We start from the raw sequence: 24,505 nt of genomic DNA on the forward strand, positions 1-24,505 counted from the left end.
TGTTGGTTCTTCGTTCTTTCGCTGTCATCTCCTTTTAAATCTTCACACTTATTTCAAAAAGTTCACTTTTTGTGCGAAAGTTTTATTCTTTTGTTATGTTAAGATGGATCATATAGGAAATGGAACAAACGTTTATTGGAGATGATGATATTGGTTTGGATTGTTACTTCACTTGTTGTGTTTAGTCTTTTAAAGTTGCTTGTCACTTCGCTGCCTTCGGGTGTTGTTGAACGCCTTTTTAGTCGTTATGCGGTGCATGCAAAAGTAACAAGTGATCAAACAACGATGACGTTTCAAGGACGTCCACTCGATGATCAGCAAACATCTGAAATTATTCAACATTTTAATGATGCGATCTTTATTGAACGCTACTATATTTACCCTGGTGATGAAGAGCGTTTTCTTCATCCACAGGAAGGACCGGCGCCGCTTACCATGCAAACAAAGCTTGGCAAGCATGATGTAACCCTTTATCTGTATCATTACGATGACCACGTGGATGTGGTGCGGCAGTTTACCCATAAGCCTAAGAAAAAACTAACGGCCTATCGTTTGCGTTCTGAGCCGCTCCAAACATCCAACAACTTGGCACATGCTTAAAATGACTCATTTTACCCAGATGAGACGAAGTGGAGACACTTCGTCTTTTTTGTATGGATTTACACTCTTCTCTTTGAATGATTTACCAGTATCAATTTCACCTTCTGCCGGTTAAAATGTATACAGAACATACGTTCTAAGAGGTGAAAATCATGAATGAACGAGCCATTCTGCTTGTGGATATGCAGTCGTTTTATGCGTCAGTCGAAAAAGTGGAGGCTCCCCATTTGAAGGATGTGCCGCTCATCGTTTCAGGAGATCCCGAGCGGCGGAGCGGGGTCGTACTTGCGGCCTGCCCGCTCGCTAAAAAACGGGGCGTACAAAATGCATCAAGATTATGGGAAGCAAAGGAGAAATGCCCTGAAGCCGTCGTTGTACGTCCACGTATGCAGCGCTACCTTGATGTCTCTGTCATGATGACAGAACTGCTGGAACAATACACAGATCTTGTCGAACCCTATTCAATTGATGAACAGTTTCTCGATATTACGGGGAGTGTGACACTACTCGGTTCACCCCGCGAGATCGCTCAAAATATACAAACGACCATTATGAACCAGACGGGCATTTACGCACGTGTTGGTATTGGTCCTAATAAAGTGCTCGCTAAAATGGCCTGTGACCATTTTGCTAAAAAAAACACATCTGGCATCTATGAACTTCGTGCAGACCGGGTTGCGGCTGATTTATGGCCGCTTCCGGTTGGAAAATTATTTGGTGTCGGCAAACGGATGGAGCACCACTTAAAACGAATGGGCATCAGTACCATCGGGACACTTGCTGCTTATCCGTTAGACCGGCTAAAAAAACGCTGGGGAATCAACGGGGAGCTTCTGCAGCGAACTGCTTTAGGACACGACCCTTCCCCGGTCACTCTTCACACACATGATCAGCAAAAAGCGGTTGGGCATCATATGACCCTTCCCCATGATTATGCGTCCTTTGAGGACATCAAAGTCGCCCTTCTTGAATTGAGTGAAGAAGTGGCAAGACGTGCGCGCTTTAAGCATTATGTTGGGCAAACGGTGTCTGTTGGCGTAAGAGGCGCTGATTTTTCTCATCCGACTGGATTTCATCGACAAATCAAGCTCCATTCACCCACACAGTACGGGACAGATATTGCAGAAGCAGCTATTCAGCTATGCCAGCAGCACTGGGACGGCCAGCCCATTCGCAGTGTAGGTATTACTCTCTCGCAGCTGCAGCCTGACAGCCAATATCAGCTGAGTTTATTTGATCACCATTTAAAAAAAGACAGACTCAGCAAAGTATTTGATGCGATCCATATGAAGTATGGACCTGCTGCACTCTTGCACGCTTCGTCACTAACAAGCGCAGGGCAGGCGTATCACCGCGCCGAAAAAATTGGTGGACATTACAAATAACGGAGGCGAACAGCCATGAATCCCAATAAATTAACACCTGGATACAACATCATGTGGGAATCAAGCCGAATGATGCTCCCAGAGCACCGTGAACAGCTGCTTGCTCAAAAACGGAAGAAAAAAGAATACACGCCTCCTCCGCTGAGTACTGATCAGCTAGAGGAAATGAATTTTTTGATCACACAGTCGATTACAGAGGACCAAGCGATTTGCGTGACATATGCTGCGGCAGGTATGAAACAGCAGTTTTGGGGCTGGGTGAAAGCCATTCATTATGAAACCCGGCGCATAAAAATCGTCAATGATGAAGATGTTCTCCACCTGTCCTTGCAGCAAATTGTCGCGATTGATCTTGATTAAATTGTCTTTAAGTGATCGTACGAATCAGCATACTAAAAGACATAGAAGCATCGGCAGAAAAAAACATGCTCTCCAAATTTGCGAGCTATTTGGGGCTCCTCTGTCCTATGGCGGATGTCTCCTCCATCAAATTGTGTATTTAATTTGCACAATTTTTCATGTATGATTGGAACATCTTAACACTCAGGGGAGAAACAGCATGAAAAATAACTTACGTACTTTACATCCACTTAGTTGGACGATCATCATCGGCACCATATTCGGCCGAATGGCGACGTCCATGAGCATTCCTTTTTTGGCCGTTTATTTGACACAAGTCAAAGGGGCTTCAGCTTCTTCAGCTGGGTTAATCATTGCCGTCAGCTCCCTTATTGGGATCGTGGCGAGTTTTTACGGCGGCTATGTTTCTGACCGAATCGGCAGGAAAAAGGTCATGCTTCTATCCATCTTCGGCTGGACACTTGTCTTTGTTGGCTTTGCGTTTGCAGATGCCATTTGGGTCTTCTTTCTCATGAACGCTTTAAATGGACTGTGCCGGGCACTGTTTGAACCGACGTCTAAGGCACTCTTATCCGATGTCACCCCATCAAGTATTCGGTTGTTTGTTTTTAATTTACGGTATACGGCCATTAATATCGGGGTGATCTTCGGCCCGCTGCTTGGCTTATATCTAGGATCATCGAAAACAACATTTCCATTTCTTGTCGCTGCCTTCATTTATTTGTTATATGGATTAACACTGGCCTGGCAATTTCAGAAGCATCCAGTTGCTGCTCCAGAAAGTACGAAACAAATCAGCGTCAAAAAAGCCCTTTCCATTATCCAAAAAGATACGGTCTTTAGCATCATCCTCATCGGCGTTACCTTATGTTCGTTCGGGTATTCGCATTTAAGCTCAACGCTGCCTCAATACTTATCAGCGTCACCTATGATTGAGGATGGTCCTAAACTGTTTGGATATCTTTTATCTTTAAATGCAGTGGTTGTCATTGTTGTACAATATCCGCTCATCATGATTGCGAAGCGCTACTCCACCATTTTGTCGCTGACCACCGGGAATATTCTTCTTGCCGGCAGTTTGTTTGCCATTGCTTTTTCACAGAGTCTCGGCATGCTTGCTTTCATCATTGTCGTGTTTACGATTGGGGAGGTTCTGCTGTTTGCGATGATGGATCTTTTTGTAGACAATATTGCAAAGCCTGAAGTGAAGGGATCGTACTTTGGGGCGATGGGATTTTCTCAGCTCGGCAGCGTCATCGGACCATTTGTCGGCGGACTGTGCATTGACTATTTTGGCGCAGCCCATCCCCTCTCCATTTTTACGGTCTTGTCAATGATCACCATCGCAGGCGTTCCATTTTTACTCATTGGATATTACCGTCTAAAAAAGCGATCGGCAGCAGCCATAGCTGTTAAAGTAAGTGGAGATCATTAAAAAAACCGCTCTTTCGTTTGAGCGGTTTTTTCTTTATACCCGGCGGATGGCGATCTCTTCCACCTTGTGCTGATCCCCTTTTTTCAAAATGAGATCAGCCCGATATTTTGTCGGTAAAATATTTTGATATAAATTTGGGCGGTTCACGGTATTCCAAATGGTGCTTGCCATTTGATCTGCCTCTTCATCCGTCAAATCTTTATATTGATGAAAGAAGGATTCAGGGTCTTGGAAGGCTGTTTCCCTGAGCAAACGAAATCGTTCTTTATACCATGATTGAATTTGCGTTTCAGCGGCGTCTACATAAATCGAAAAATCAAAGAAATCTGATACAAACACACGCGGTTCATCCTTCAGATCATCCAGCGCTGGTGATTGGAGCACATTGATTCCTTCAATAATGACAATATCCGCATCCTCTACTGTTTCATACACCCCTTCTAGCCGGTCATAGGTCAGATGCGAATATACCGGGGCATGCACAGTTTGTTTACCTGATTTTAATTCATTCAAAAAAGACAGCAGGGCTTTGACATCATAGCTTTCCGGGAAGCCCTTCTTTTCCATCAGCCCTCGATCCTTTAATTCTTTTTGAGGATATAAAAAGCCATCTGTTGTCACAAGACTCACCTTCAGCCCATCTCCAAGCCTCGATAAAAGCGTTTCAATGATACGAGCCGTTGTGCTTTTCCCGACAGCTACACTTCCAGCAATCCCAATTAAAAAGGGAATTTTGGCATGGTGCGGGTAGTTTAAAAAGGCATTCACATGCTGGTTTTTTTGTTTTTCTGCAAAGACATGTAATGTCAAAAAACGAATAAGCGGTATGTAAATATCTCGAACTTCTTCCAGCGATAAATAGTCATTTAACCCTTGCAGCGCTCTCGCTTCCTCTTCTGAAACAGATACCGGCATATATTCTCCAAGAGCTGCCCAAGCCTCTCTCGTATGGCGCGTGTATAGCGTATTAAAATCTAGTCTCGTGTCACTCAAAGTCTTTCCCACCAATCTTCACTAAACTCGTAACCCAAAAAGACGATAATCCGATTGTAGCTTAAAATGAAGGCGCTGTCTTTATTTTTCAACGAAAGTTTACTTCTTTTGCAAAAAAAAGCATTAAAAAAAGGAATATGAGGGTAAATAAGAGTATTCAGTACGATAGATAGAAGGGAGCAAACCAAATGAAATATGTGATGATTGGCGGAGACGCAGCAGGAATGAGCTGCGCTATGCAAATATATAGAGAGGATCCAGATGCACACATTGTTGCTTTTGAAAAAGGAGAGATTTTCTCATATGGACAGTGCGGACTCCCCTATTTGATCGGCGGTCTCATTGATCATCACAGAAAGCTGATCGCACGCAGTGCTGAAACCTTTCGCGAGAAATATGGAATTGACGCCAGATGCTTACACGAAGTGACCTCTATTGACCCAGAGCAAAAAACAGTGTCGGGTCATCATACGAAAACAAAAGAACCCTTTACAGAAAGCTATGACCGCCTCTTAATTGCGACAGGAGCAAGCCCTGTCACACTGGATTTAGACAGTCAGCCATTAGAAGGCGTACACGTATTAAAAACCATCCCGCATGCGCTGTCCATTTTAGACCATTTAAAAAAGGACGTCACACATGTCACGATCATTGGCGGTGGATATATCGGTCTTGAAATGGCTGAAAATTTAAAAGCGCTCGGAAAAAACGTACATATCATTCAGCGGGGAGCAGCACTCGGCCCGGGCTTTGACTCCGATATGGCAAAACACCTTAAAGAAGAGGCTGACGCCAAGGGCATTCACGTATCGCTCGGAGAAACGGTACAGCAATTAGAAGGCAAGTCACATGTCACAGCTGTTATCACAGACAAACAAACCATTCAAACAGATATGGTCATCATGGCCATCGGTGTCACTCCGCAAACCTCCTTTTTACATCATACCGGAATCAAGCGTCTTCAAAATGGCGCTATTGCAGTAAATGAATACATGCAAACCAATATAAAAGACATTTATGCTGCCGGTGATTGCGCAGCAACCTATCACCGCATCAAAAAATCACTGGATTATATTCCGCTTGGCACAACTGCGAATAAACAAGGGAGAATCGCAGGATTTCATATGACAGGAACAAACCGGGCATTTCAAGGCGTGACTGGAACAGCCGTCATGAAATTTATGGACGTGACAGCGGGACGAACAGGCTTATCAGAAAAAGAAGCAAAAGAGGCAGACATTCCTTTCTCCGTCATCACCATTGATAGTACAGATCACGCGAAGTATTACCCAGAAGCGCAGAAAATGAAAGTGAAACTGATTTACAGAAGCGATGACCATACCTTGCTTGGTGCCCAAATCATCGGCAGAAACGGTGTAGATAAACGGATCGATATCGTGGCGGCTGCCCTTTACCAAGAGCTGACCATAACAGATCTTGAAGATTTAGATATTAGCTATGCACCGCCTTTTAACAGTGTATGGGACCCGCTTCAGCAAGCGGCAAGACGGATATAGAAAGTGTCACAATGAAGCCTTACCTCAAAAAAAGAAACCAGTTCAAAACCGGTTTCTTTTTTGTTACTTTTTCATCATCGCTTTTCGTGCTGCTTTTTCAAATAAAAATGGGAATAACTGATACAATTTGCTGCCAGCGTTCATCCAGCCGGGCAGATTAATCTCTCTCTTTTTCGTCATCATGGCAGATACGACCTTCCCTGCCACCTTGTCCGCACTCAGCATCATAAAATCAACGTTCTTCACATATTCACCGCTGCGGTCAGCGATGGTAAAGAAGTCTGTGGCGATCGGTCCGGGATTGACCGTTGTCACGTGAATGCCTGAGTCTGCCAGCTCCATTCTGAGGCTGTTTGAAAATCCAAGAACGGCATGCTTTGATGCGGAATAAATAGCAGATTTGGGAGTCGCAATCTTTCCTGCCTGAGATGCAATATTGATAATATGTCCCTGCCCTCTTTGCTTCATCTCAGGGATGACCTTTTTCGTGCAGGCGATTAAGCCAAACACATTCACCTCAAACATCGACACCATTTCCTCTATGGAGGCATCTTCGACGAGATCGAATACGCCAAAGCCGGCATTGTTGACCAAAATATCGACCGGCCCCACTTCTTCATACGCGCGATCAATGTCCTCAAGCTGGCTGACATCAAGCTGAGCGATGTGACACACCCCGCCAGCACTCATAATTTTTTCTTTCACACTAGTAAGCTTTTCCACTCGTCTTGCTGAAATAATGACTTCTGCGCCTTCTTCTGCTGCCAAGTACGCCATTTTTTCACCAATGCCCCCAGATGCGCCAGTAATCCAAATCCTTTTTCCTGTCAATCGCCCCATGCGTTTCACTCCTTAGTTTGCTCTGTAATAGACGATTCCGTCTTTTGGCATTTCTTCAATTTGCCCAGCCTCTAAGAGCACATCCAGCTGACCGACTGTCTCAGACATCGTTAAAAACAAGGCCTCTTCATACATCACAGGAAATAGCTTGCGGCAAAGATGAAAGGCCGTCATTTCTTTTTGTTTAAGCAGCTGATACATCGTATTTGCTCGTTTCTCTTGTTTCTTAAATCTTTCTTCAATCAATTCATGGTGGGACGTGATGAGCTGACCGTGTCCTGGATAAATCGTCTTGATTGGCAGACGCAATAACCGATTGAGTGATGCTTTATATTGAAGCAGTGATTTTTGACGTTCCTCGCCTACATACGGTGCTTCCATTAACGGATTTGAAGAAATGGTCGTCAAAAGCAGGTCGCCGCCAATAAAATTCCCCGTTCTTTCATCTAAAAAAGAAAGATGAGATTGTGCGTGTCCGGGTGTTTCCATCACAAAGAAGTGTTCATGCCCGCTTAAACGATCACCTTCTTTTATGATCTCATCTACATGTGAAGTACAAGAATATGTATAAGATTGCTTCACCATTTTTTCACACTCATTTTGCCGAAGCGGGACACCTAACTGCTGAAAAAAAGGAATCATAAAGTCCACTTGGCGCTGCTTAAAGACTGGATCCTGACTAATATACGGCTCATTTAGCTGGTGTCCGATCACACGGACATGAGGTTTCATCAGATTTAACAGACCGACATGATCTGCATGATGATGGGTCAGCACCACTTGATCAATATCGTCTATCGATAAACGATGTTCCTTTAATTGCGTGACAAAAGCATGCTCTGCCTCTTCTGTCATCGGCCCGCAATCTACTAAGGTGACGGCCTCTCCTTTTAATACATATGCATACACATCCCCAACAGCAAACGGCGTCGGGATGGATAATTGAATGATGTTTTCTTTCACTTTTATACGTCATCTCCTGCTTTTTGACTCATGATTGTGGGTACTTAAGCCTTCATACTTCATTGTATCTTGCAAAAGGCAGACTGTCATGCGGTTTAGATGGGCAATTTTTTAAACTGCCCTATTGACATAAACTTGTCCATCGTTGCATAATGAACAACAAATATATGATGCGCGATGATAAGGATTAGTAAGCAAAATAACGATGCAAGAGAGTGAGGTCCGCCGGCTGAAAGACTTCACCATCCTCTTATTTGCTGAACCTGCCCTTTGAGCTGTTAGGCAAACCTAAACGTTTCCCGCGTTAAGGGACTAGAGCTGAGTATGCAGGTTTGCATGCTAATTGAGGGTGGTACCGCGAAAAACCTTTCGTCCTTTTCAGGCGAGAGGTTTTTTTATTTTCTACAAGGAGGAGCAGCTTATGAGTAAAATTGGATTTATCGGTGCAGGCTCAATGGCAGAGTCTATGATCAAAGGTTTATTAAAAAGCGGCATGATGTCGAATGAAGATATCATTGTTACAAACAAAACGAATGAAAAACGATTAGAAGAATTACAGGTACGTTATGGGGTCAAAACGGATTTCGCTCGGTCCTTTATTTATGAAGAAGCGGATATTCTCGTTTTTGCCTTAAAACCGAAGGATGCAGAAAGCGGAATTTCTGAAGTCCAGCCTCATTTACATGGACAGCTGATCATTTCTATTTTAGCTGGTATTTCCATTGAAACGATTCAACACTATGCTGGCGGAAAGACAGCAGTCGTTCGTGCGATGCCAAATACATCAGCGGCGATTCAGCAGTCAGCAACAGGTATTGCCGTAAGTCATGAAGTGACAGAGGAGCAAAAGAAAACAGCCGTCGAGCTGTTTGAAACAATCGGGCATGTCACAGTATTAGATGAATCGCAGCTAAATGCTGTGACAGCCATCGCAGGCAGCGGCCCAGCCTTCATTTATCATTTGATTGAAGGAATGGAGCGAGGAGCTTCGGAACTTGGAATGGACCAAGCAACTGCGAAATTACTCATTTGCCAAATGATTGCAGGCGCCGCCAATATGCTTCAAGACAGCGGAAAAGAGCCTGCCCAACTGCGCAAAGAAATTACAAGTGAAGGCGGTACAACAGAAGCCGGCCTGAACACACTGGCTGCCTATCAATTTGAAGAAGCCGTTGTCGATTGTGTCAAAACAGCTACTAAACGCGCAGCAGAATTAAACGAAATGTTTTCAGCAAGCACGTATAAATGAAATTGAAAAGCACCTGTTTTGATGACAGGTGCTTTTTCACATATGACCCTCTATTTTTTCTCGCTGGCCACTGGGTGTGAATTGCGTGATTCACACTTCGGTTCTTTCTGTTCTTTACTAGAAATGGCTTGTTCTAATAAAGAATCACGTGCCTGATAAAAATTCACATCAACTAATAATTCTTGATGCTTCACTTTAGCACCTCCTCATGTAGGTGATTCACTCATTGACATGATGGCTTTGATTTGATCCAGATGATGTTGTTCATGTAAAGCGATAGTTTCAGCTAATATTTGGACGGTCATCACTCCTTCTTCCGGATGCAGGCCTGATTGTTCCCAAATATCTTTTTCTAATAGCCGAAGCGTGTTGTTTCTTCTCTCTTTCATCCGTTTGATCAATGCTTTGATATCGTCAGCGTTATACCATTCATACGCTCTTTCTTTCACGTATATTTCAGGATCATACGATTGAAAGGGCGTGTGATCATCTGATATCGCTTGCTCTATCCGCTCTGACCAGACTTCTTCTGTGTCATACAAATGCCCGGCAAGCTGCTTGATTGACCACTTCCCCTCCCCCAAAGATTGATCCAGTGTGTAATCATCACAAGCCTTCACTATCTTCTCTAGTTCACTCATACTTTCCTGAAGCGATGTGATGATGTCTGTTCTTGTTAATTTCCCAGTTTCCATTACGCAATCAACGTCTCCTTTACAGTGAATGCATTTCTACTTTTGATTTATCTTGATGCTTTCCTTTTAGTAGCAGTAAGCTGTTCATCAAACCTGCTACTATCACAAGCCCTGCCATCCCTATAGCGATGACATGTATAGGAATCAAATCTCCGATAAATGCCATGAGGATAAACCCACTAATATAAAATATGCGTGATAATGCAAGACCTGCTGAAAACACACGGGCTCTTAAATGACTGCTTGCATATGTCATAATATTAGTAGAATACAAAACTTCGATTGGGCTATATAATAGATTGGCTAATAAAACAACAATCAAAAATCCAATAAAAGTCGTTTGTTGATACGACAATGCATGTAATATCGCAAGCAATATAACCGCTAATGTAGACCACCTTTTATAAAATTGAAAGGAGAATTTCACTTTTTTGAAGTACGCTGCAAGTGTAAATCCACCGATAATTTGCCCTAGTCCACTAATTGTATGACCAAGCCCCAAGCCAAAATTCCCTTCTCTTGCCACTTCTAAAATATACAGACTAAATAAAACATAAACGATGCTTAAAGCAAATTCTCTTGACATCAATATCCATATGGCGCTTTGAATTTTGGGTGATCCCTTGATTTCTTTAATTCCTTCTTTAAAACTTTGAACATATGACACATACTCTTTTTTTTCCGATGCTTCTTTCGCTTTAATTGGAATTAACAGCATAGCTGATAATAAAAATGTCAGCGCATCTACTAAATAAATTGTGGAAATTGACCAAATTTCTGTCACCAACCCGCCTAATCCTGTCGCAATGAGCATCGATGCGCTAAAAGATGTGGCCAGTATACTATTCCCCTTAGAAAGCTGCTCCTTATCAAGGATTTCAGGTATCATAGATGAACGAGCAGGCAGATATATACCAGAGAAAGCACCATTTAACGCTAATAATAAATAAAGGATAAACGGTGTAACATTCATTGTGACAACTAAAACAAACCCCAGTCCAATGATAAAACGTGCCACATCTGCGAATATCACAACTTTTTTGTAAGAAAACTTATCTATAATTGGGCTCAAAAGCATAGATGTTAAAATGAGAGGGAGCATGGAACAAATAAATAGAATGCTTAGATGGGTCGCTTTCCCAGTAAGCTCATAAATTAAACCAATCGTCGCTATCGTTCTAAACCAATCTCCAAAAGCAGATAAGTTTTGCCCAATAAAGAAACAGACAAAATTTTGATCTTTGAATAGCGATGTCGTTTCTTTCTTTGAAATCATTAGAGGAGCACCTCAGTCGACTCGTACCAGCCTAACTCTTTTTGCATAAACTCCACGGCTTGATCATAATTTTCTCTCTCTTTTTCTGGGATAAGATCAACTAAGATCGCTGGATACCATGGCTTCGCTTCTTCTTTGATTACAAAATATTGCTCCGCTTCTTCAACTACTCCTTTCATTATGAGCAGTTGTAGTTTACGATAGATTTCCTCACGCTTTGGCATTCGATTGAGATGCGTTTTTTCTATTTTCATTGTTTTAGGGAAGAAGACGAGTCTTCTATCAAAAGCATGATATTCTCTAGATTTAACAATAGGTAATTCTTGATTCGTCAGGCTTTCGATATACTTTTGCGTATTTCCTTCATTTGACCATATCATGCCTTGCATGTAGGAGATCGCTCCTGTTCCCAAACCAATATATTGATCTTCATATCCCCCGTAAATCACTTCGCCATATTGAAAACGTTTATTCTGATGCTCTGGAGCCATAAACGTATACACATAATTTTGATGCCAGCCATTCTTTTTTAAATGACGATATAATGTATCACTAAACTCAAATTTTTCTTTAGGATTTGGCGGCATTGGCACCTTGCCTTTGTTAATTTTTGATAACCATCCCTTCGAACAAGCAATATATTCTAGTGGATACGTATCAATACTTGTGCTTCCTAATGACATCACTCCATTTATGTCCTCTATCATCTCTTCTTTCGTTTGTCCAGGCAGCTGATAAAGCAAATCAATGTTATAAGATTGGAAATGACGTTTCATTAAGTCCACAGTCTGAGAGATTTGATCAAAACTAGCCGTTAAGTTGAACATTTTCCGATAGTGTTCATTTAATGTTTGGACACCAAAGCTCCCTCTGTTGGCTCCACCTTCAGCCATAGCAGCCACTCTTTCTGGTGTAGCTGTTTTTGCTTCACATTCAAATGTCCATTCATAATCAGCAGATAATGAGAAATTTTCTTTTATAGCGGTCGAAAGTCGATAGATTAGTTCTGGGGGCATTATGGAAGGAGTACCTCCACCAACGAACACCACATCAAACGTCATTTTTTGGATATTAGGGGATTGGGATAAGATACGCATCTCATTGATTAAAGCATCTATATACTTTCCGATAATGGGCTCATATTTCGTAGATTTAATAAAAGGACAAAACGAACAGATCGTATCGCAGAAAGGGATATGTAAATATAAAGCGTTTTTCCCTTTTTGAAATGTTCGTTCTTTCTGAATGAATTCTGTCACACGAGATTGTGCTCCTTCTTGGCTCGCTTGGCCAAAAAAAGGATAAAGAAAATTCCATAAAGACGGATGCTCATCATAATAACTTTTCATATTTGACAATTCTCTCACCCAACTCTCGTCTATTTTTATCCCACATACAAATTCACAGAGAAGCTAAGAAAATCACTTCTCTGCGAAACACTCTTTTCAGTAAGTATTGATTCCATTCATTAGATTGCAATCCACTCGTTACGCTTCATTTTCATCACCTCCTTTTAATTAGATAAATTGTAACTTAATTACATAATTGATTATAATAGACTTTTCTGAATATTTCAATCATTTTCACTATTTTTTGTAAGGACTATTGTTTTATATACAATTTACGTATGAAACTTTTGGTATAACCATGAAAATATAGACTGATCATTCACAACCAAAAGCCCTATCATTAAGATAGGGCTCTTCATTACATCTACTTACTTTTCTCTAATAAAGCATGAATCGTTGATTCTAATAATTCTGGCAAAATGCCAAAAGAGAACGGGACGTGCAGCCGCTCTGTCCATTTGTGCGGGTCCTTTCCTAGTGGACCTACGTTGATGACTGGAACGTAAAGGGCTTCCTTTTCTCCTTGCGGTAAAGAATAGCCTTTTTGGTAAAGCGGCATATTGGTTGTATAATGACCTACTTCCTGCTTTTCGAGCTGTAAGTAACTTAAATCAGACAATCCCGGGAAATATTTCACTTCCTCTACTTCAAGTCCATATACCTCTTTTGCCTCTTTTTGAATCTTCTTGAATGTCTTCTGAATATGCGTATCTTCTGTTGAGGACACCGAAGGGTAAAATGGCGGACTATAAAATAGAACAATCAGCGGCCCTTCTTCCTTACATAGTGTCGTCAGCTCCGAGACAATTTTCGTTGAAAAATCACGATCTCCAAGTTCACCTCGGTTGGCGAATGCATAGTTGACAATGCGCTCGACTTCCTGTTCACCAGATCGATCTGCGGCTTTTTGATACAGCTCGTGATATGTGAGAACCGTCACCTGAGTGTCTATTGGTGTAAAGTGTTTAAAGCGCTGAAAGTCAGCTGTTTTCTGCCGAAGATTTGCCTCGATTTGGTCTGCTGCTTGTTTCGCAGTTTCATAGAGAAGTCCGTGCAGTTCTTCACTTGAACGTTTCATCATGAGCACATTAAATAAAGATACGGCTGTGTGAGGTGTTTGAACGGAATAGGCTTCTTTCAAGTCCTTTTGCATTAAGTTCGTTGGAGGCGGCGTTACTTCACCATCTACTTCCTCACAATAGTCACTATTGAGCTCTAACAGCCGGTTTAGTTCAGATACCATAAAATTCGCATTTAAGCCTGAGAAAGGCTCTCCTACATGCGTTTCGATCCCTTTACAGAAAAATCCGGCTAATACCTTTCCTATACTGCCTGTATACATATAATGATGTTCATCCCCTGGATACTTTTCAAACATCGGCTCACTGTTTAAACACGCGGTATAGTCAAGGTCATGTTTTTCTTTAAGCTCTTTTAATTTCGGCACAGCCTCAAGCATTCCTTGTGAATTTACTTCCTCATCAGGAACTGTGACGAGCAGGACATTTCCATCAAATGTTTCTGTCATCGCTCTTTCCAGCATAGAAAGCTGTACGGTGAGACCTGCTTTCATATCCATGGCCCCTCTTCCAAACAGCCAATCGCCTGAAGCAAGGTCCTCTCTTGCCCTCTTTGGAAGAAGCTCACTTTTTTGCGAAAAGGAAGTCATTAACTCTTCAGGCTTGCATGCCATGTTTTGAAATTCGCCGTAATCTTCTGTATCGACTACATCAAAGTGACTAAGAAGCAGCACGGTACGCTGCAGCGTACTTCGCTTCACAAGTGCCGTTAAATAATACCGGCCATCTTTCATCGGATGCAAAGCCAAATGATCAGGGTTCTGCTCAAAATAAGGCCGCTCCCTCAGCAAATAATATAAATATTCCGCTAACGCGACTTCTCCTGTTGTACCTGATATGCTTTCATACTGCATAAGAGCTGTCAGGAGCTCCTTTCGTTCACTCTCTTTTTGCCATTTCATCCGTTCTCCCCCTTTGATGTCTCTATCTCTCCATTATACAAAAACGTGTATAAAAGCTATATTCTTTGAGCACCTTTTATGACGAAAGTTTGAATGGCTGTTATAATCGGCTATACAATTCCATGAGGAGGCGAAGGTATTTGGAAACAAAACTCTTTTCACCTTGGACATTAAAAGGTGTTACACTGAAAAACCGCATCGTGATGTCCCCGATGTGTATGTATTCATCCTATGACCGTGATGGGAAATTACAGCCTTTCCACTTCACACATTATATTTCCCGTGCACAAGGTCAGGCTGGCCTCATCATGGTGGAAGCCAGCGCTGTATCTCCCGAGGGAAGAATTAGTGATCAAGACCTCGGTATTTGGAGCGATGAGCACATTGAAGGTTTCGCTTCATTAAACGAACAAATCAAAGCATACGGAACGAAGACAGCCATCCAGCTAGCCCATGCAGGACGTAAGGCTGAACTTGATGGAGACATTCTTGCACCATCAAGCATCCCATTTGATGAAACATCTAAAACCCCTGTCGAGATGTCTGTTGACCAAATCAAAGATACCGTTCAGGCGTTTCAGGATGCAGCTGTACGGGCAAAAAAAGCGGGTTTTGACATCATTGAAATTCATGGTGCACATGGCTATTTGATCAATGAATTTCTTTCACCGCTGGCGAACCACCGAACAGACGACTATGGCGGTTCACCAGAGAACCGTTATCGTTTCTTAAGAGAAGTCGTAGATGCAGTCAATACCGTATGGGACGGACCTTTATTTGTCCGTGTGTCGGCTTCTGATTACACGACAAAAGGACTTGATATTGCAGATTATATTGGGATTGCCACTTGGCTCAAAGAGCAAGGTGTCGACTTAATCGATGTCAGCTCAGGTGCTGTCGTACAGGCGAAAATCAATACATTCCCCGGCTACCAAGTCACATTCGCAGAGAAAATAAAAGAAGGTGCCGGCATTCAAACAGCTGCTGTCGGTCTCATCACATCTGGTGTACAGGCAGAGGAGATTTTACAAAATCAGCGTGCGGATTTGATCTTTATTGGCAGAGAGTTTTTACGGGATCCATACTTCCCAAAAACAGCTGCTCAAGAACTCCGTACATCCATCGAAAGCCCGCGTCAATATGATCGCGCTTGGTAAAAGCTCTTAGGAAAAAAGGTGTCTATTTTTCGAAATAGGCATCTTTTTTGTTTTTAAGAGAAACATATCTGCCTTTTGTGCCGTCTTTTAGCTAAAGAACTGCTTAGAGGAGATGGAAGAATGAATTCGGTAATGATTGAAAAAATGTATCATATAGATGGACACCACTTTTATACAAAACATCGTCAAGGCAAAAGGCAAGCCACGATTATCTTTGAAGCAGGCTACGGCATTTCTAGTGATACGTGGTCGAATATGGCACGTGATATTGACCCAGAGCTTGGGGTTTTCTTATACGACCGTTTAGGAAATGGAAAGAGCAGTGAGAGCGGTGAAGGAAGAACCTTGCATGACCTCGCTGATGATTTAGATGCGCTGCTGAAAGAAGCCAATATTCAGCCGCCATTTCTTATTGTCGCTCACTCATTTGGCTCTCTTGTCAGCCGGTTATGGGCAAGCCGCAGAGGAGATGATGTCATTGGCATGGTGCTGTTAGACCCAGCAAGCGAGGAGCAAGAGCAGATGATCCTGCCGCTTTTATCAAAGGAAGAACGCACTTCATATATGGCGCAGTTTACAGCAGAATGTACGCATGAGGACTTTCAGCAAATGTTAAGCACAATGAAAGAGGAGCAAACTCATTATGGAATGATGCCGCTTCTTGTCATTTCATCAGGTAAGAGCCGATTGTTTCACCCAGCTCATGAAGCTTGGCTCAGACTTCATAAACGCATGCTGTCTTTGTCATCCCAAAGCGGATGGATTCAGGCGCAAAACAGCTCGCACTATATTCATCATGATGAACCGCATATTGTACAGCTTGCTATCTATGATGTATGGTGCGCAGCCAAACAACCTGTCTCCTATTATCAAACTGCTAATTAAAATAAAAAACTCCTTGACCCGTTATGAGTCAAGGAGTTTCTTCTATTTATGCCGTTGGAGCAGATTGACTTTTTTCAGAAAGCAGCTTTTCAATGCTGACAAGCTGAACACATAATGTAAAGATGTCAATCGCTTGCTCTAGTTCTTCAAGAGCCGGGAATGTTGGTGCAATGCGAATGTTGCGATCAAGCGGATCTTTTCCATATGGATATGTTGCACCTGCACCTGTCATTGTGACACCTGCTTCTTTTGCTTTTTGCACAACAGCTTTTGCACAATGATCAAGTGTATTTAAACTAATGAAATATCCGCCATTTGGCTTGTGCCATTCAGCGATGTCTTTCCCGCCAAGTTTTTCGTCAAGAATGGAAAGAACGAGGTCAAATTTTGGCTTAATGATCGCCGCATGCTTTTTCATATGTTCCTTCAAACCTTCTGGATTTTGGAAGAAACGAAGATGTCTTAGTTGATTGATTTTGTCTGGTCCGATCGTTTGAATCGATAATTGCTTTTGAGTGAAGCTCACATTGTCAGGGCTAGACGCCATCAGTGCAACACCTGAGCCTGGGAATGTAATTTTAGACGTAGACGCAAACATAAACACACGGTTCGGGTATCCTGCCTCTTCAATTGCTTGAAAAATATCTTTTAACGTATCAGGTGTATCCGTTAGATGGTGGACCGCATATGCATCATCCCAAAAAATGCGGAAGTCGTCTGCTTTTGTTTTCATTGAAGCTAGGCGGTCAACGACTTCATCTGAATACGTAATGCCGTCTGGATTGCTATATTTCGGTACACACCAAATGCCTTTAATCGCTTCATCTTCTGCGACCAATTTTTCTACCTGATCCATATCAGGTCCATCAGCCTTCATATCGACCGTGATCATCTCTATGTTAAATAGCTCACAAATGGCAAAATGACGGTCATACCCTGGGCTTGGTGCAAGGAATTTTACCTTTGGCAGCTCTCCCCAAGGAGTTTTGCTGTCACATACGCCGTGAGTCATCGCACGTGCAATGGTATCATGCATCATATTCAGGCTAGAATTACCGCCGATGATGATTTGTTCTGGCTTTAAATTGAGTACTTCTGCAAAAAATGTCTTCGTTTCAGGAAGGCCTGTCAAGCCGCCATAGTTTCGCACATCTGTGCCATCTTCAGCTGTCATTGCATCCTTTGATGTCACAACATCGAGCATGCCCATAGACAAATCGAGCTGTTTTGGTGAAGGCTTCCCTCTAGACATGTCTAAGTGCAAGTTTTTACTTTTGTAAGTTTCATACTCATTTTGTAGTGCCACATATAGGTCATTCAATTCTGCTTCACTTAATGCTGTAAAACCGCTCATCTTTGATTGTGCCTCCCGTATTCTTCATAGTTTAATTCGTCATTTGTTTTTTCTTCACCATTTTACCACTACCTGAAAAAGAGCGTCATCATAAATATCAAAAAAATCACACAACTTTTTTTGACGATTCATCCAATTTTTACAGGGTGCGTTCAATGGGGAAAGAAGAGAAATCATGTGCAGCTTCTGTCAGCGGGAATATATCGCGCGCTTCTTTCAACAGTTGTTTCAGTGCCTCTTCTCCTTGGTAACGTGCACTTATATGGGTCAAAATGAGCCTTTTTGCGCCTGCTTCCTGTGCTGTTTTCGCTGCTTGTTCTGTTGTACTGTGATAATAATTGTAGGCTAAATCTGCATCTTCTTTACCGAATGTTGCTTCATGGACTAACACATCCGCATTTTTGGCAAGCCTTGTTATATTCTCGCACAAACGGGTATCTCCTGAAAATGCAACGATTCTCCCTTTTTTAGGGGGTTCCAAATAATCGGTTCCATCAATGGCTCTTCCATCTTCGAGTGTCACGGTTTCCCCATTTTTCAACTTCTGATACAAAGGTCCAGGTTTTACACCGATTTCTTTTAGGTCTTCGGCTTTTAATGAACCAGGCATATCTTTTTCCACAACCCGATAGCCGTAAGCTGGAATCCCGTGAGAGACTCTTCTTGCTTCTACTTGAAAGGTATCATCTTCAAAGACGATCCCTTCATCTATTTCTATGATATGCAGCGGATATGTCAAATGCGTTTGTGTAGCTGAAAGTGCTGCATTCACAAAGGCCTTGATGCCCTTTGGTCCATAGATCGTCAATTCATCCTCCCCGCCTTGAAAGGATCTGCTGCCAAGGAGTCCCGGAAGACCATATACATGATCACCGTGCATATGTGTGATAAATATTTTCTCGATCTTTCTCGGTTTAATCGTTGTATGTAAGATTTGATGCTGCGTTGCTTCTCCGCAATCAAAAAGCCACACTGCATTTCTTTCTTCTAAAAGCTTTAGCGCTGTGCAAGTGACGTTTCTTGTTTTTGCAGGTATGCCTGCACCTGTTCCTAAAAAGAGCAGTTCCATTACTTTTCCTCCTAAAGCCGGTATACAATATCTTCATTCATATAGAATACATGAAGACAAGGTAAATGTGAATTCAGCGGAATTATTGAAAAAAGTGAAACGAGAGCAGAAAAAGTCGAATCAAATGTTTGCTTTACGAACAATGAAGCTTTAAAATAAAGAAAATGTACATACATTCTCGGTTTTTACAACAATGCTACGAATAAAGTGAGGTACTTCTCGTGAATACAGAAACTAACAACCCTAAAGCAGTCATTGTCATTTTTGGCGCAACAGGAGACCTTGCCAAACGCAAGCTCTACCCTTCTATACATAGACTTTACCATAGCGGAAAGCTAGGTGATCAATTCGCTGTTGTCGGAGTTGGACGCCGCCCGTGGTCTCATGAGGACCTCAGAGCTGTGGTAAAGGAATCTGTTTCTTCTGATGATGCAGAAGCGAAAACAGAGGAATTCATTTCACATTTCTATTATCACGATTTTGACGTATCAAGCCCTGCTTCCTATCAATCGCTAAACACGCTTTTAACAGGCCTTGAAGATACGTACAGTATCCCAAATAACCGCATGTTCTATTTAGCTATGGCACCGGAATTTTTCGGAACGATTGCGAAGTTCCTAAAGAGTGAGGGCGTATCAGAAACAACCGGCTGGTCACGACTTGTCATTGAAAAGCCATTTGGGCACGATCTGCCAAGTGCCAAAACATTAAATGAAGAAATTCGTGATGCATTCACAGAAGATCAAATTTATCGTATTGACCACTACCTTGGTAAACAAATGGTTCAAAACATTGAAGTCATCCGATTTGCAAATGCCATCTTTGAACCACTTTGGACAAACCGCTATATTTCAAACATTCAAATTACATCCAGTGAATCCTTAGGGGTTGAAGACCGGGCTCGATATTACGAAAATTCTGGTGCACTAAGAGATATGGTCCAAAACCATATGCTTCAAATGGTTGCCCTTTTAGCAATGGAGCCGCCAATTAAACTGAATACAGAGGAAATCCGCAGCGAAAAACGGAAAGCACTGCGCGCTCTTCGTCCTTTCTCTAAAGATGAGGTCGATCAATTCTTTGTCCGCGGTCAGTATGATACTGGTACGATGAATGGCAATGTCGTTCCTTCTTATCTGGAAGAGCAAAATGTTGACCCGAACTCAAACACAGAAACATTTGTGGCAGGGAAACTGCTGATTGATAACTTTAGATGGGCCGGGGTGCCATTTTACATTCGGACAGGAAAACGGTTAGAAAAGAAATCTACTCAAATCGTGGTTCAATTTAAAGACATTCCAATGAACCTGTACTATGGAAACGGGAATGCCATGCATCCAAACTTACTCGTCATTCATATTCAGCCAGATGAAGGCATCACCCTTCACTTAAATGCTCGCAAGCTGGATGGCGGCACGTATGCGAAACCGATTAAGCTCGACTACCAAACAAACTATAACGACATCATGAATACACCAGAAGCATATGAAAAGCTGATTCATGACTGCTTGCTAGGCGATGCGACAAACTTTGCTCACTGGGACGAGGTGGCACTTTCTTGGAACTTTGTTGATCCGATTTCTGAGAAATGGGCAGAAAGCAAAACATTAAAACCAAACTATCCTGCTGGTTCTATGGGACCGAAAGAAGCTGATGAGCTTCTAGAAAAAGATGGATACCATTGGTGGAATATATAAAATCATATGAAAAAAGAGCAGTCTCCCTTGGGGGTTCTGCTCTTTTTTTAACGTCCTGTTTTCGTTATTTCAACCGTTGAAAAGTCAAATTTATCATAGCGATGATGGCTAAATGAATATTCAAACGGCTGCCCTGCGTTTAAATAAGCAACCTGCTCGACTTCAAGCACAGGATCTGTGGGGTCACACCCTAAATACTGCTGATCCAGCTGATCTGATTTAGCCGCTCTAATTTTCTTGTGCGCTCCTGCTATTTTTAGATGAAGCTGATTTGAAATGTAGCCATAGATAGAACCCAGTAGAACTTCTTCATCTATGCCCTTAATGAGATTAACAGGCATAAACGTTTTTTCTAATACATAAGGCTCTTCATCCACAAGACGGAGCCGGATGATATCATAAATAGGTGTGGTTGAGTCAATAGATAGATGGGCTGCCACCTCTTCGCTTGGAAAATGGACATCAAAATGAATGATTTGAGTCGTGACGTTTTTATCTGCCATGACTTTTGTGAACCCTTTATTTTCATGGCCTGATACATTGATTGCCCCTTGATTGAGCGCTGCCTTTACAATAAATGTACCGTGGCCTCTTTTTCTAAAGAGCAGACCTTCTGCAACGAGAAGATCGAGCGCACGTTTCATTGTCATTCTGCTGCATTGAAATTCGGCGGCAAGCGAGTTTTCATCTGGAATGGGTTGATCTTCTGGATAATATGCTGTTCCTATTCGTTTTCTGATTTCTTCTGAAATGAGTTCATACTTCTTCATCTCACACCACCAACTGACTTGTTTTTTCATAGCGCTTTATTCTAGATGGAAATATGGCGTTTTTTAGCCTTCCTCTCATTTTACACTAAGGGATGTGAGCTTAAAAGGTGCCAGCCATTTTTGTTTCATCCACTTCCCGTCACATAAGAAAAATACCTGCTCTTTTCAAGGAAAGAGCAAGTATTTTGATTAAAAGCCGTTATTCTTTGAAACGGATTGAAACCAGTATCCGCTTTTCTTAATCGTTCGTTTCCCGTCTTTTTGAAGATCGACTGAGACAAATCCATAACGATTTTTATATGCATTCGACCAGGACCAGTTGTCCATAAAGGTCCATAGATGATAGCCTTTCACATTGCTTCCTTCTTGAATAGCTCGATGAACCCATTTGAGATGCTCAGAAATAAAGTCAATGCGGTAATCGTCATGAATCATTCCTTCTTCATCCTTAAACCGCTCTTCTCCTTCGACACCCATGCCATTTTCAGAAATAAAACATTCAATATTATCATAGTCTGTTTGGACTTTTTTCAATATGTCATAAATGCCCTTTTCATAGATTTCCCAGCCTCGATACACATTCATTTTTCTTCCCGGCATCTCAAAAGAATCAAAATAATGGTTCGGCATAAATGGTGCTTGAGGGTGCGGCATATGCTCTTTCGCTTTCACTCTTCTTGGCTGATAATAGTTGATGCCAAGAAGATCAATCGTATTCTCTCGAATGAGCTCAAGGTCCCCTTCTTCCATACTTGGCATAAAGCCTTCTTTCTTTAAGACTTCTACTAGCTTTTCCGGGAAATGCCCCTTCACCGCAGGATCTAAGAAGGAACGGTTAAAGAAAGCATCGGCCATCTCTGCTGCTTCTACATCGCGCGGATGCTGGCTTCGCGGGTACGAAGGAGTCAGGTTTAGGATGATGCCAATCTTACCGCCTTGCTGCAGCTTTTTATAAGCCGCAATCGCCTTCGCATTTGATAAAAGTTCATGAAAACCGACCTGTACAGCCTTTTGGAAATCGACTTCGTTTGGATAATGAAAGCTATACATATATCCGCCTTCTACAGGCACAATCGGTTCGTTATGGGTAAACCATTTTTTCACCCGGTCACCAAATAATTGGAAGCATAATGCCGCATAGCTGACATAGTCGTCGACCACCTGTCTGTTCACCCAGCCGCCCTTCTCCTGAAGCGCCATTGGCATATCGAAATGGTATAGGTTCACAAATGGCTCGATATCATGTGCAATCAGTTCATTGATCACATCATTGTAAAAAGACACCGCTTCTTCATTGACGGCACCTGTTCCTTCAGGTAAGAGGCGTGACCATGAAATCGACAGCCGAAATGAATTGTGGCCAATTTCTTTCATGAGACGGATATCCTCTTTATATTTTCGATAAAATTGAGATGTCACGTCCGGCCCTACGCCATCAAAAAAACGAGTCGGCTCTTGTTCAAACCAATGATCCCAAATGTTCGGTCCCTTTCCATCGCCGGGGACGCTCCCTTCTGTTTGCGTCGCAGAAGCAGAAGATCCCCACCAGAAACCTTCTGGGAATGTATATGATTGCTTGTTAGTTTCCATCGACATGTATTGAGTCTCCTTCGCCTTTGATATTTGCTGCCTTCGTTTTTTCTGTTGTCGTTATTTTTTCATTTTTCACATTCATACGGTCAATAAATTTCAGGAACGGGAACCAAATGACAAACACAATCATCAGGTTAAACAGCTGAAGCAGACCGCCCGCTAATGAATTTGTTGCCATCATTCCGCTAATAAAGATCGGTACTGTCCATGGGATATTCACGCCTGTCGGCGGCGGTACAATGCCTGATGCCATCGCAAAATAAGTAATACATGTAATGACCATTGGCGCCAAAATCCACGGAATGAGAATAAGCGGATTCATGACAATCGGTAAACCGAAGATAATCGGTTCATTGACGTTAAATAATCCTGGTCCTAAGCCCAGCTTGGCTACTTGTTTTAATTGCTTACTTTTCAGGAAAATTAAAATCGTAAACACAACAGCAAGCGTCATACCGGTTCCACCCATTCCAACCGTATAAATTTCAATAAACTGCTTGCTGATGATATTAGGAACCTCACCTGTTTTTGTATAGCTTTCCAGGTTTTGTATGGATAATGTATTCCAAATCGGATCCATGACAGAGTTGATAATAATTTGGCCATGGAGCCCAAAGAACCAAAGAATTTGTATAAAGAAAACAGCGATCAACGTCGGAATAATACCGCTTCCAAGACCGACAAGCGGCGCCTGAATGGCATGATAAATCAAATCATGCATATTTGTTTTGAAGCCTTGTGTAATGATGATATTAATGAACAAAAAGGTTGTAAGTGTCAAAGTAGCCGGGATCAGTGCAGCAAAAGACTTGGAAACAGCTGGCGGAACCCCTTGCGGCATATTGATCACAAATTTCTTCTGGACAAAATAACGATAAATTTCAGCAGACAAAAAGCCTGTGATCATTCCTAGGAACATTCCCTTTGCACCTAAACGATCAACTGGGATAACGCCTGCAATCGTTGCACCGCCTTCTTGTTCTAGTAAAAACGGAGTTAGAAGCAAGAAAGAGGCTAAAGCAATCACGCCGCCAAAGACAGCTTCTACATCATAGCTTTTTGATAAATAGTAGCCGATCCCAAATACAACAAACACACTCATAATGCTGATGGTCGCACTCGGTGCGATATTCAGTGCAGACTGGACGCCTTCCAGTACGGTTTTACTCATGATTTTATCTAAAAATGGCAAATTCATCACAACAACCATAATGGAACCAAAGATGGTGAGCGGGAACGCAAGCATAAAGGCATCACGTAAAACGCCTAAATAGCGGTTGTTGTTCAATCTCCCAGCAATCGGAACCAAAATGGCACTTATTTTATCAAACATTGGT

22 protein-coding genes and 1 other annotated feature are annotated in these 24,505 nt (G+C 42.2%); of the genes, 9 read left to right on the plus strand and 13 right to left on the minus strand.

Features of this window, described 5'->3' with window-relative positions:
- Window positions 1-150 precede the first annotated feature (150 nt).
- From AAYR28_RS10860 to AAYR28_RS10875, 4 genes are all read left to right on the plus strand, one after another.
- The gene (locus AAYR28_RS10860; RefSeq protein ID WP_024422888.1) at window positions 151-600 is read left to right on the plus strand and encodes a YfmQ family protein; all 450 of its coding nucleotides are present in this window, start codon (window positions 151-153) and stop codon (window positions 598-600) included.
- Window positions 601-752: 152 nt separating this feature from the next.
- Window positions 753-1,985 (plus strand): DNA polymerase IV, encoded by a 1,233-nt coding sequence (locus tag AAYR28_RS10865; RefSeq protein WP_120208170.1) that lies wholly within the window; start codon window positions 753-755, stop codon window positions 1,983-1,985.
- A gap of 15 nt (window positions 1,986-2,000) precedes the next feature.
- Complete coding sequence (locus AAYR28_RS10870; protein WP_034280328.1) at window positions 2,001-2,345, plus strand: YolD-like family protein; 345 nt, start codon at window positions 2,001-2,003, stop codon at window positions 2,343-2,345.
- A 199-nt stretch (window positions 2,346-2,544) separates the two neighbouring features.
- Window positions 2,545-3,780, plus strand: a complete 1,236-nt coding sequence (locus AAYR28_RS10875) for an MDR family MFS transporter (protein WP_024428045.1) — start codon at window positions 2,545-2,547, stop codon at window positions 3,778-3,780.
- 33 nt (window positions 3,781-3,813) lie between these two features.
- Here the strand turns inward: AAYR28_RS10875 and coaA are convergent, their stop codons facing one another.
- Window positions 3,814-4,773, minus strand: coding sequence for a type I pantothenate kinase (gene coaA, locus AAYR28_RS10880; protein WP_024428044.1), 960 nt, complete (start codon window positions 4,771-4,773; stop codon window positions 3,814-3,816).
- 188 nt (window positions 4,774-4,961) lie between these two features.
- Here coaA and AAYR28_RS10885 point away from each other — a divergent pair, with 188 nt between their 5' ends.
- The gene (locus AAYR28_RS10885) at window positions 4,962-6,290 is read left to right on the plus strand and encodes a CoA-disulfide reductase (RefSeq protein WP_061109319.1); all 1,329 of its coding nucleotides are present in this window, start codon (window positions 4,962-4,964) and stop codon (window positions 6,288-6,290) included.
- A gap of 63 nt (window positions 6,291-6,353) precedes the next feature.
- Here AAYR28_RS10885 and AAYR28_RS10890 read toward each other — a convergent pair whose 3' ends face one another.
- Both AAYR28_RS10890 and AAYR28_RS10895 read right to left on the minus strand, forming a co-directional pair.
- Window positions 6,354-7,130, minus strand: a complete 777-nt coding sequence (locus tag AAYR28_RS10890; RefSeq protein WP_061109320.1) for an SDR family NAD(P)-dependent oxidoreductase — start codon at window positions 7,128-7,130, stop codon at window positions 6,354-6,356.
- A gap of 12 nt (window positions 7,131-7,142) precedes the next feature.
- Window positions 7,143-8,093 (minus strand): MBL fold metallo-hydrolase, encoded by a 951-nt coding sequence (locus tag AAYR28_RS10895; protein ID WP_061109321.1) that lies wholly within the window; start codon window positions 8,091-8,093, stop codon window positions 7,143-7,145.
- Window positions 8,094-8,261: 168 nt separating this feature from the next.
- Window positions 8,262-8,473, plus strand: a binding site (T-box leader).
- A 41-nt stretch (window positions 8,474-8,514) separates the two neighbouring features.
- Here AAYR28_RS10895 and proC point away from each other — a divergent pair.
- A complete protein-coding gene (proC, locus tag AAYR28_RS10900; protein ID WP_061109322.1) occupies window positions 8,515-9,342 on the plus strand; it encodes a pyrroline-5-carboxylate reductase in 828 nt (275 codons plus the stop codon).
- A 50-nt stretch (window positions 9,343-9,392) separates the two neighbouring features.
- On the opposite strand, the gene AAYR28_RS10905 is transcribed toward proC, so the two are convergent.
- From AAYR28_RS10905 to AAYR28_RS10925, 5 genes are all read right to left on the minus strand, one after another.
- Window positions 9,393-9,536 (minus strand): hypothetical protein, encoded by a 144-nt coding sequence (locus AAYR28_RS10905; protein WP_155267113.1) that lies wholly within the window; start codon window positions 9,534-9,536, stop codon window positions 9,393-9,395.
- A gap of 12 nt (window positions 9,537-9,548) precedes the next feature.
- Window positions 9,549-10,037 carry a DinB family protein gene (locus tag AAYR28_RS10910; protein ID WP_061109323.1) on the minus strand — a complete coding sequence of 163 codons (489 nt, stop codon included), beginning with the start codon at window positions 10,035-10,037 and terminating at the stop codon, window positions 9,549-9,551.
- Window positions 10,038-10,056: 19 nt separating this feature from the next.
- A complete protein-coding gene (locus AAYR28_RS10915) occupies window positions 10,057-11,313 on the minus strand; it encodes an MFS transporter (RefSeq protein ID WP_061109324.1) in 1,257 nt (418 codons plus the stop codon).
- Window positions 11,313-12,662, minus strand: coding sequence for a coproporphyrinogen-III oxidase family protein (locus AAYR28_RS10920; protein WP_034280314.1), 1,350 nt, complete (start codon window positions 12,660-12,662; stop codon window positions 11,313-11,315). The genes AAYR28_RS10915 and AAYR28_RS10920 overlap by 1 nt, the downstream gene beginning before the upstream one ends.
- 364 nt (window positions 12,663-13,026) lie before the next feature.
- Complete coding sequence (locus AAYR28_RS10925; protein WP_061109325.1) at window positions 13,027-14,643, minus strand: M20/M25/M40 family metallo-hydrolase; 1,617 nt, start codon at window positions 14,641-14,643, stop codon at window positions 13,027-13,029.
- Between the two features lie 140 nt (window positions 14,644-14,783).
- On the opposite strand from AAYR28_RS10925, the gene namA reads away from it, so the two are divergent.
- Window positions 14,784-15,800, plus strand: a complete 1,017-nt coding sequence (namA, locus tag AAYR28_RS10930; RefSeq protein WP_081124558.1) for an NADPH dehydrogenase NamA — start codon at window positions 14,784-14,786, stop codon at window positions 15,798-15,800.
- A 120-nt stretch (window positions 15,801-15,920) separates the two neighbouring features.
- Entirely contained in the window at window positions 15,921-16,685 is a 765-nt protein-coding gene (locus tag AAYR28_RS10935; RefSeq protein WP_061109326.1) for an alpha/beta fold hydrolase, read from the plus strand.
- A gap of 46 nt (window positions 16,686-16,731) precedes the next feature.
- Here AAYR28_RS10935 and AAYR28_RS10940 read toward each other — a convergent pair whose 3' ends face one another.
- Both AAYR28_RS10940 and rnz read right to left on the minus strand, forming a co-directional pair.
- Entirely contained in the window at window positions 16,732-18,039 is a 1,308-nt protein-coding gene (locus tag AAYR28_RS10940) for an aminotransferase class I/II-fold pyridoxal phosphate-dependent enzyme (RefSeq protein WP_034280307.1), read from the minus strand.
- A gap of 139 nt (window positions 18,040-18,178) precedes the next feature.
- Window positions 18,179-19,108, minus strand: coding sequence for a ribonuclease Z (gene rnz, locus AAYR28_RS10945; RefSeq protein WP_061109327.1), 930 nt, complete (start codon window positions 19,106-19,108; stop codon window positions 18,179-18,181).
- 221 nt (window positions 19,109-19,329) lie between these two features.
- On the opposite strand from rnz, the gene zwf reads away from it, so the two are divergent.
- Window positions 19,330-20,805 (plus strand): glucose-6-phosphate dehydrogenase, encoded by a 1,476-nt coding sequence (gene zwf, locus AAYR28_RS10950; RefSeq protein ID WP_034280304.1) that lies wholly within the window; start codon window positions 19,330-19,332, stop codon window positions 20,803-20,805.
- Between the two features lie 47 nt (window positions 20,806-20,852).
- Here the strand turns inward: zwf and AAYR28_RS10955 are convergent, their stop codons facing one another.
- The 3 genes from AAYR28_RS10955 to celB form a co-directional block, all read right to left on the minus strand.
- Window positions 20,853-21,575: a GntR family transcriptional regulator gene (locus AAYR28_RS10955; protein ID WP_041117910.1), complete on the minus strand. Its 723-nt coding sequence runs from the start codon at window positions 21,573-21,575 to the stop codon at window positions 20,853-20,855.
- Between the two features lie 189 nt (window positions 21,576-21,764).
- On the minus strand, window positions 21,765-23,171 hold the full coding sequence (locus tag AAYR28_RS10960; RefSeq protein WP_034280300.1) for a glycoside hydrolase family 1 protein: 1,407 nt from the start codon (window positions 23,169-23,171) through the stop codon (window positions 21,765-21,767).
- A complete protein-coding gene (gene celB / locus AAYR28_RS10965) occupies window positions 23,155-24,501 on the minus strand; it encodes a PTS cellobiose transporter subunit IIC (protein ID WP_120208174.1) in 1,347 nt (448 codons plus the stop codon). Before celB ends, AAYR28_RS10960 begins: the two co-directional genes overlap by 17 nt.
- Between the last annotated feature and the right edge of the window lie 4 nt (window positions 24,502-24,505).

It is taken from the genome of Bacillus safensis (genome assembly GCF_039619585.1).
Taxonomy (GTDB): Bacteria; Bacillota; Bacilli; order Bacillales; family Bacillaceae; genus Bacillus; species Bacillus safensis.

Bases quoted from the DNA above. Each gene is read 5' to 3' on its own strand.
- AAYR28_RS10865 (WP_120208170.1), top strand. From the start codon at position 753: ATGAATGAACGAGCCATTCTGCTTGTGGATATGCAGTCGTTTTATGCG.
- AAYR28_RS10870 (WP_034280328.1), top strand. From the start codon at position 2,001: ATGAATCCCAATAAATTAACACCTGGATACAACATCATGTGGGAATCA.
- AAYR28_RS10875 (WP_024428045.1), top strand. From the start codon at position 2,545: ATGAAAAATAACTTACGTACTTTACATCCACTTAGTTGGACGATCATC.
- AAYR28_RS10885 (WP_061109319.1), top strand. From the start codon at position 4,962: ATGAAATATGTGATGATTGGCGGAGACGCAGCAGGAATGAGCTGCGCT.
- AAYR28_RS10890 (WP_061109320.1), bottom strand. From the start codon at position 7,130: ATGGGGCGATTGACAGGAAAAAGGATTTGGATTACTGGCGCATCTGGG.
- proC (WP_061109322.1), top strand. From the start codon at position 8,515: ATGAGTAAAATTGGATTTATCGGTGCAGGCTCAATGGCAGAGTCTATG.
- AAYR28_RS10910 (WP_061109323.1), bottom strand. From the start codon at position 10,037: ATGGAAACTGGGAAATTAACAAGAACAGACATCATCACATCGCTTCAG.
- AAYR28_RS10915 (WP_061109324.1), bottom strand. From the start codon at position 11,313: ATGATTTCAAAGAAAGAAACGACATCGCTATTCAAAGATCAAAATTTT.
- AAYR28_RS10920 (WP_034280314.1), bottom strand. From the start codon at position 12,662: ATGAAAAGTTATTATGATGAGCATCCGTCTTTATGGAATTTTCTTTAT.
- AAYR28_RS10925 (WP_061109325.1), bottom strand. From the start codon at position 14,643: ATGAAATGGCAAAAAGAGAGTGAACGAAAGGAGCTCCTGACAGCTCTT.
- AAYR28_RS10935 (WP_061109326.1), top strand. From the start codon at position 15,921: ATGAATTCGGTAATGATTGAAAAAATGTATCATATAGATGGACACCAC.
- AAYR28_RS10940 (WP_034280307.1), bottom strand. From the start codon at position 18,039: ATGAGCGGTTTTACAGCATTAAGTGAAGCAGAATTGAATGACCTATAT.
- rnz (WP_061109327.1), bottom strand. From the start codon at position 19,108: ATGGAACTGCTCTTTTTAGGAACAGGTGCAGGCATACCTGCAAAAACA.
- AAYR28_RS10955 (WP_041117910.1), bottom strand. From the start codon at position 21,575: ATGAAGAAGTATGAACTCATTTCAGAAGAAATCAGAAAACGAATAGGA.
- AAYR28_RS10960 (WP_034280300.1), bottom strand. From the start codon at position 23,171: ATGTCGATGGAAACTAACAAGCAATCATATACATTCCCAGAAGGTTTC.
- celB (WP_120208174.1), bottom strand. From the start codon at position 24,501: ATGTTTGATAAAATAAGTGCCATTTTGGTTCCGATTGCTGGGAGATTG.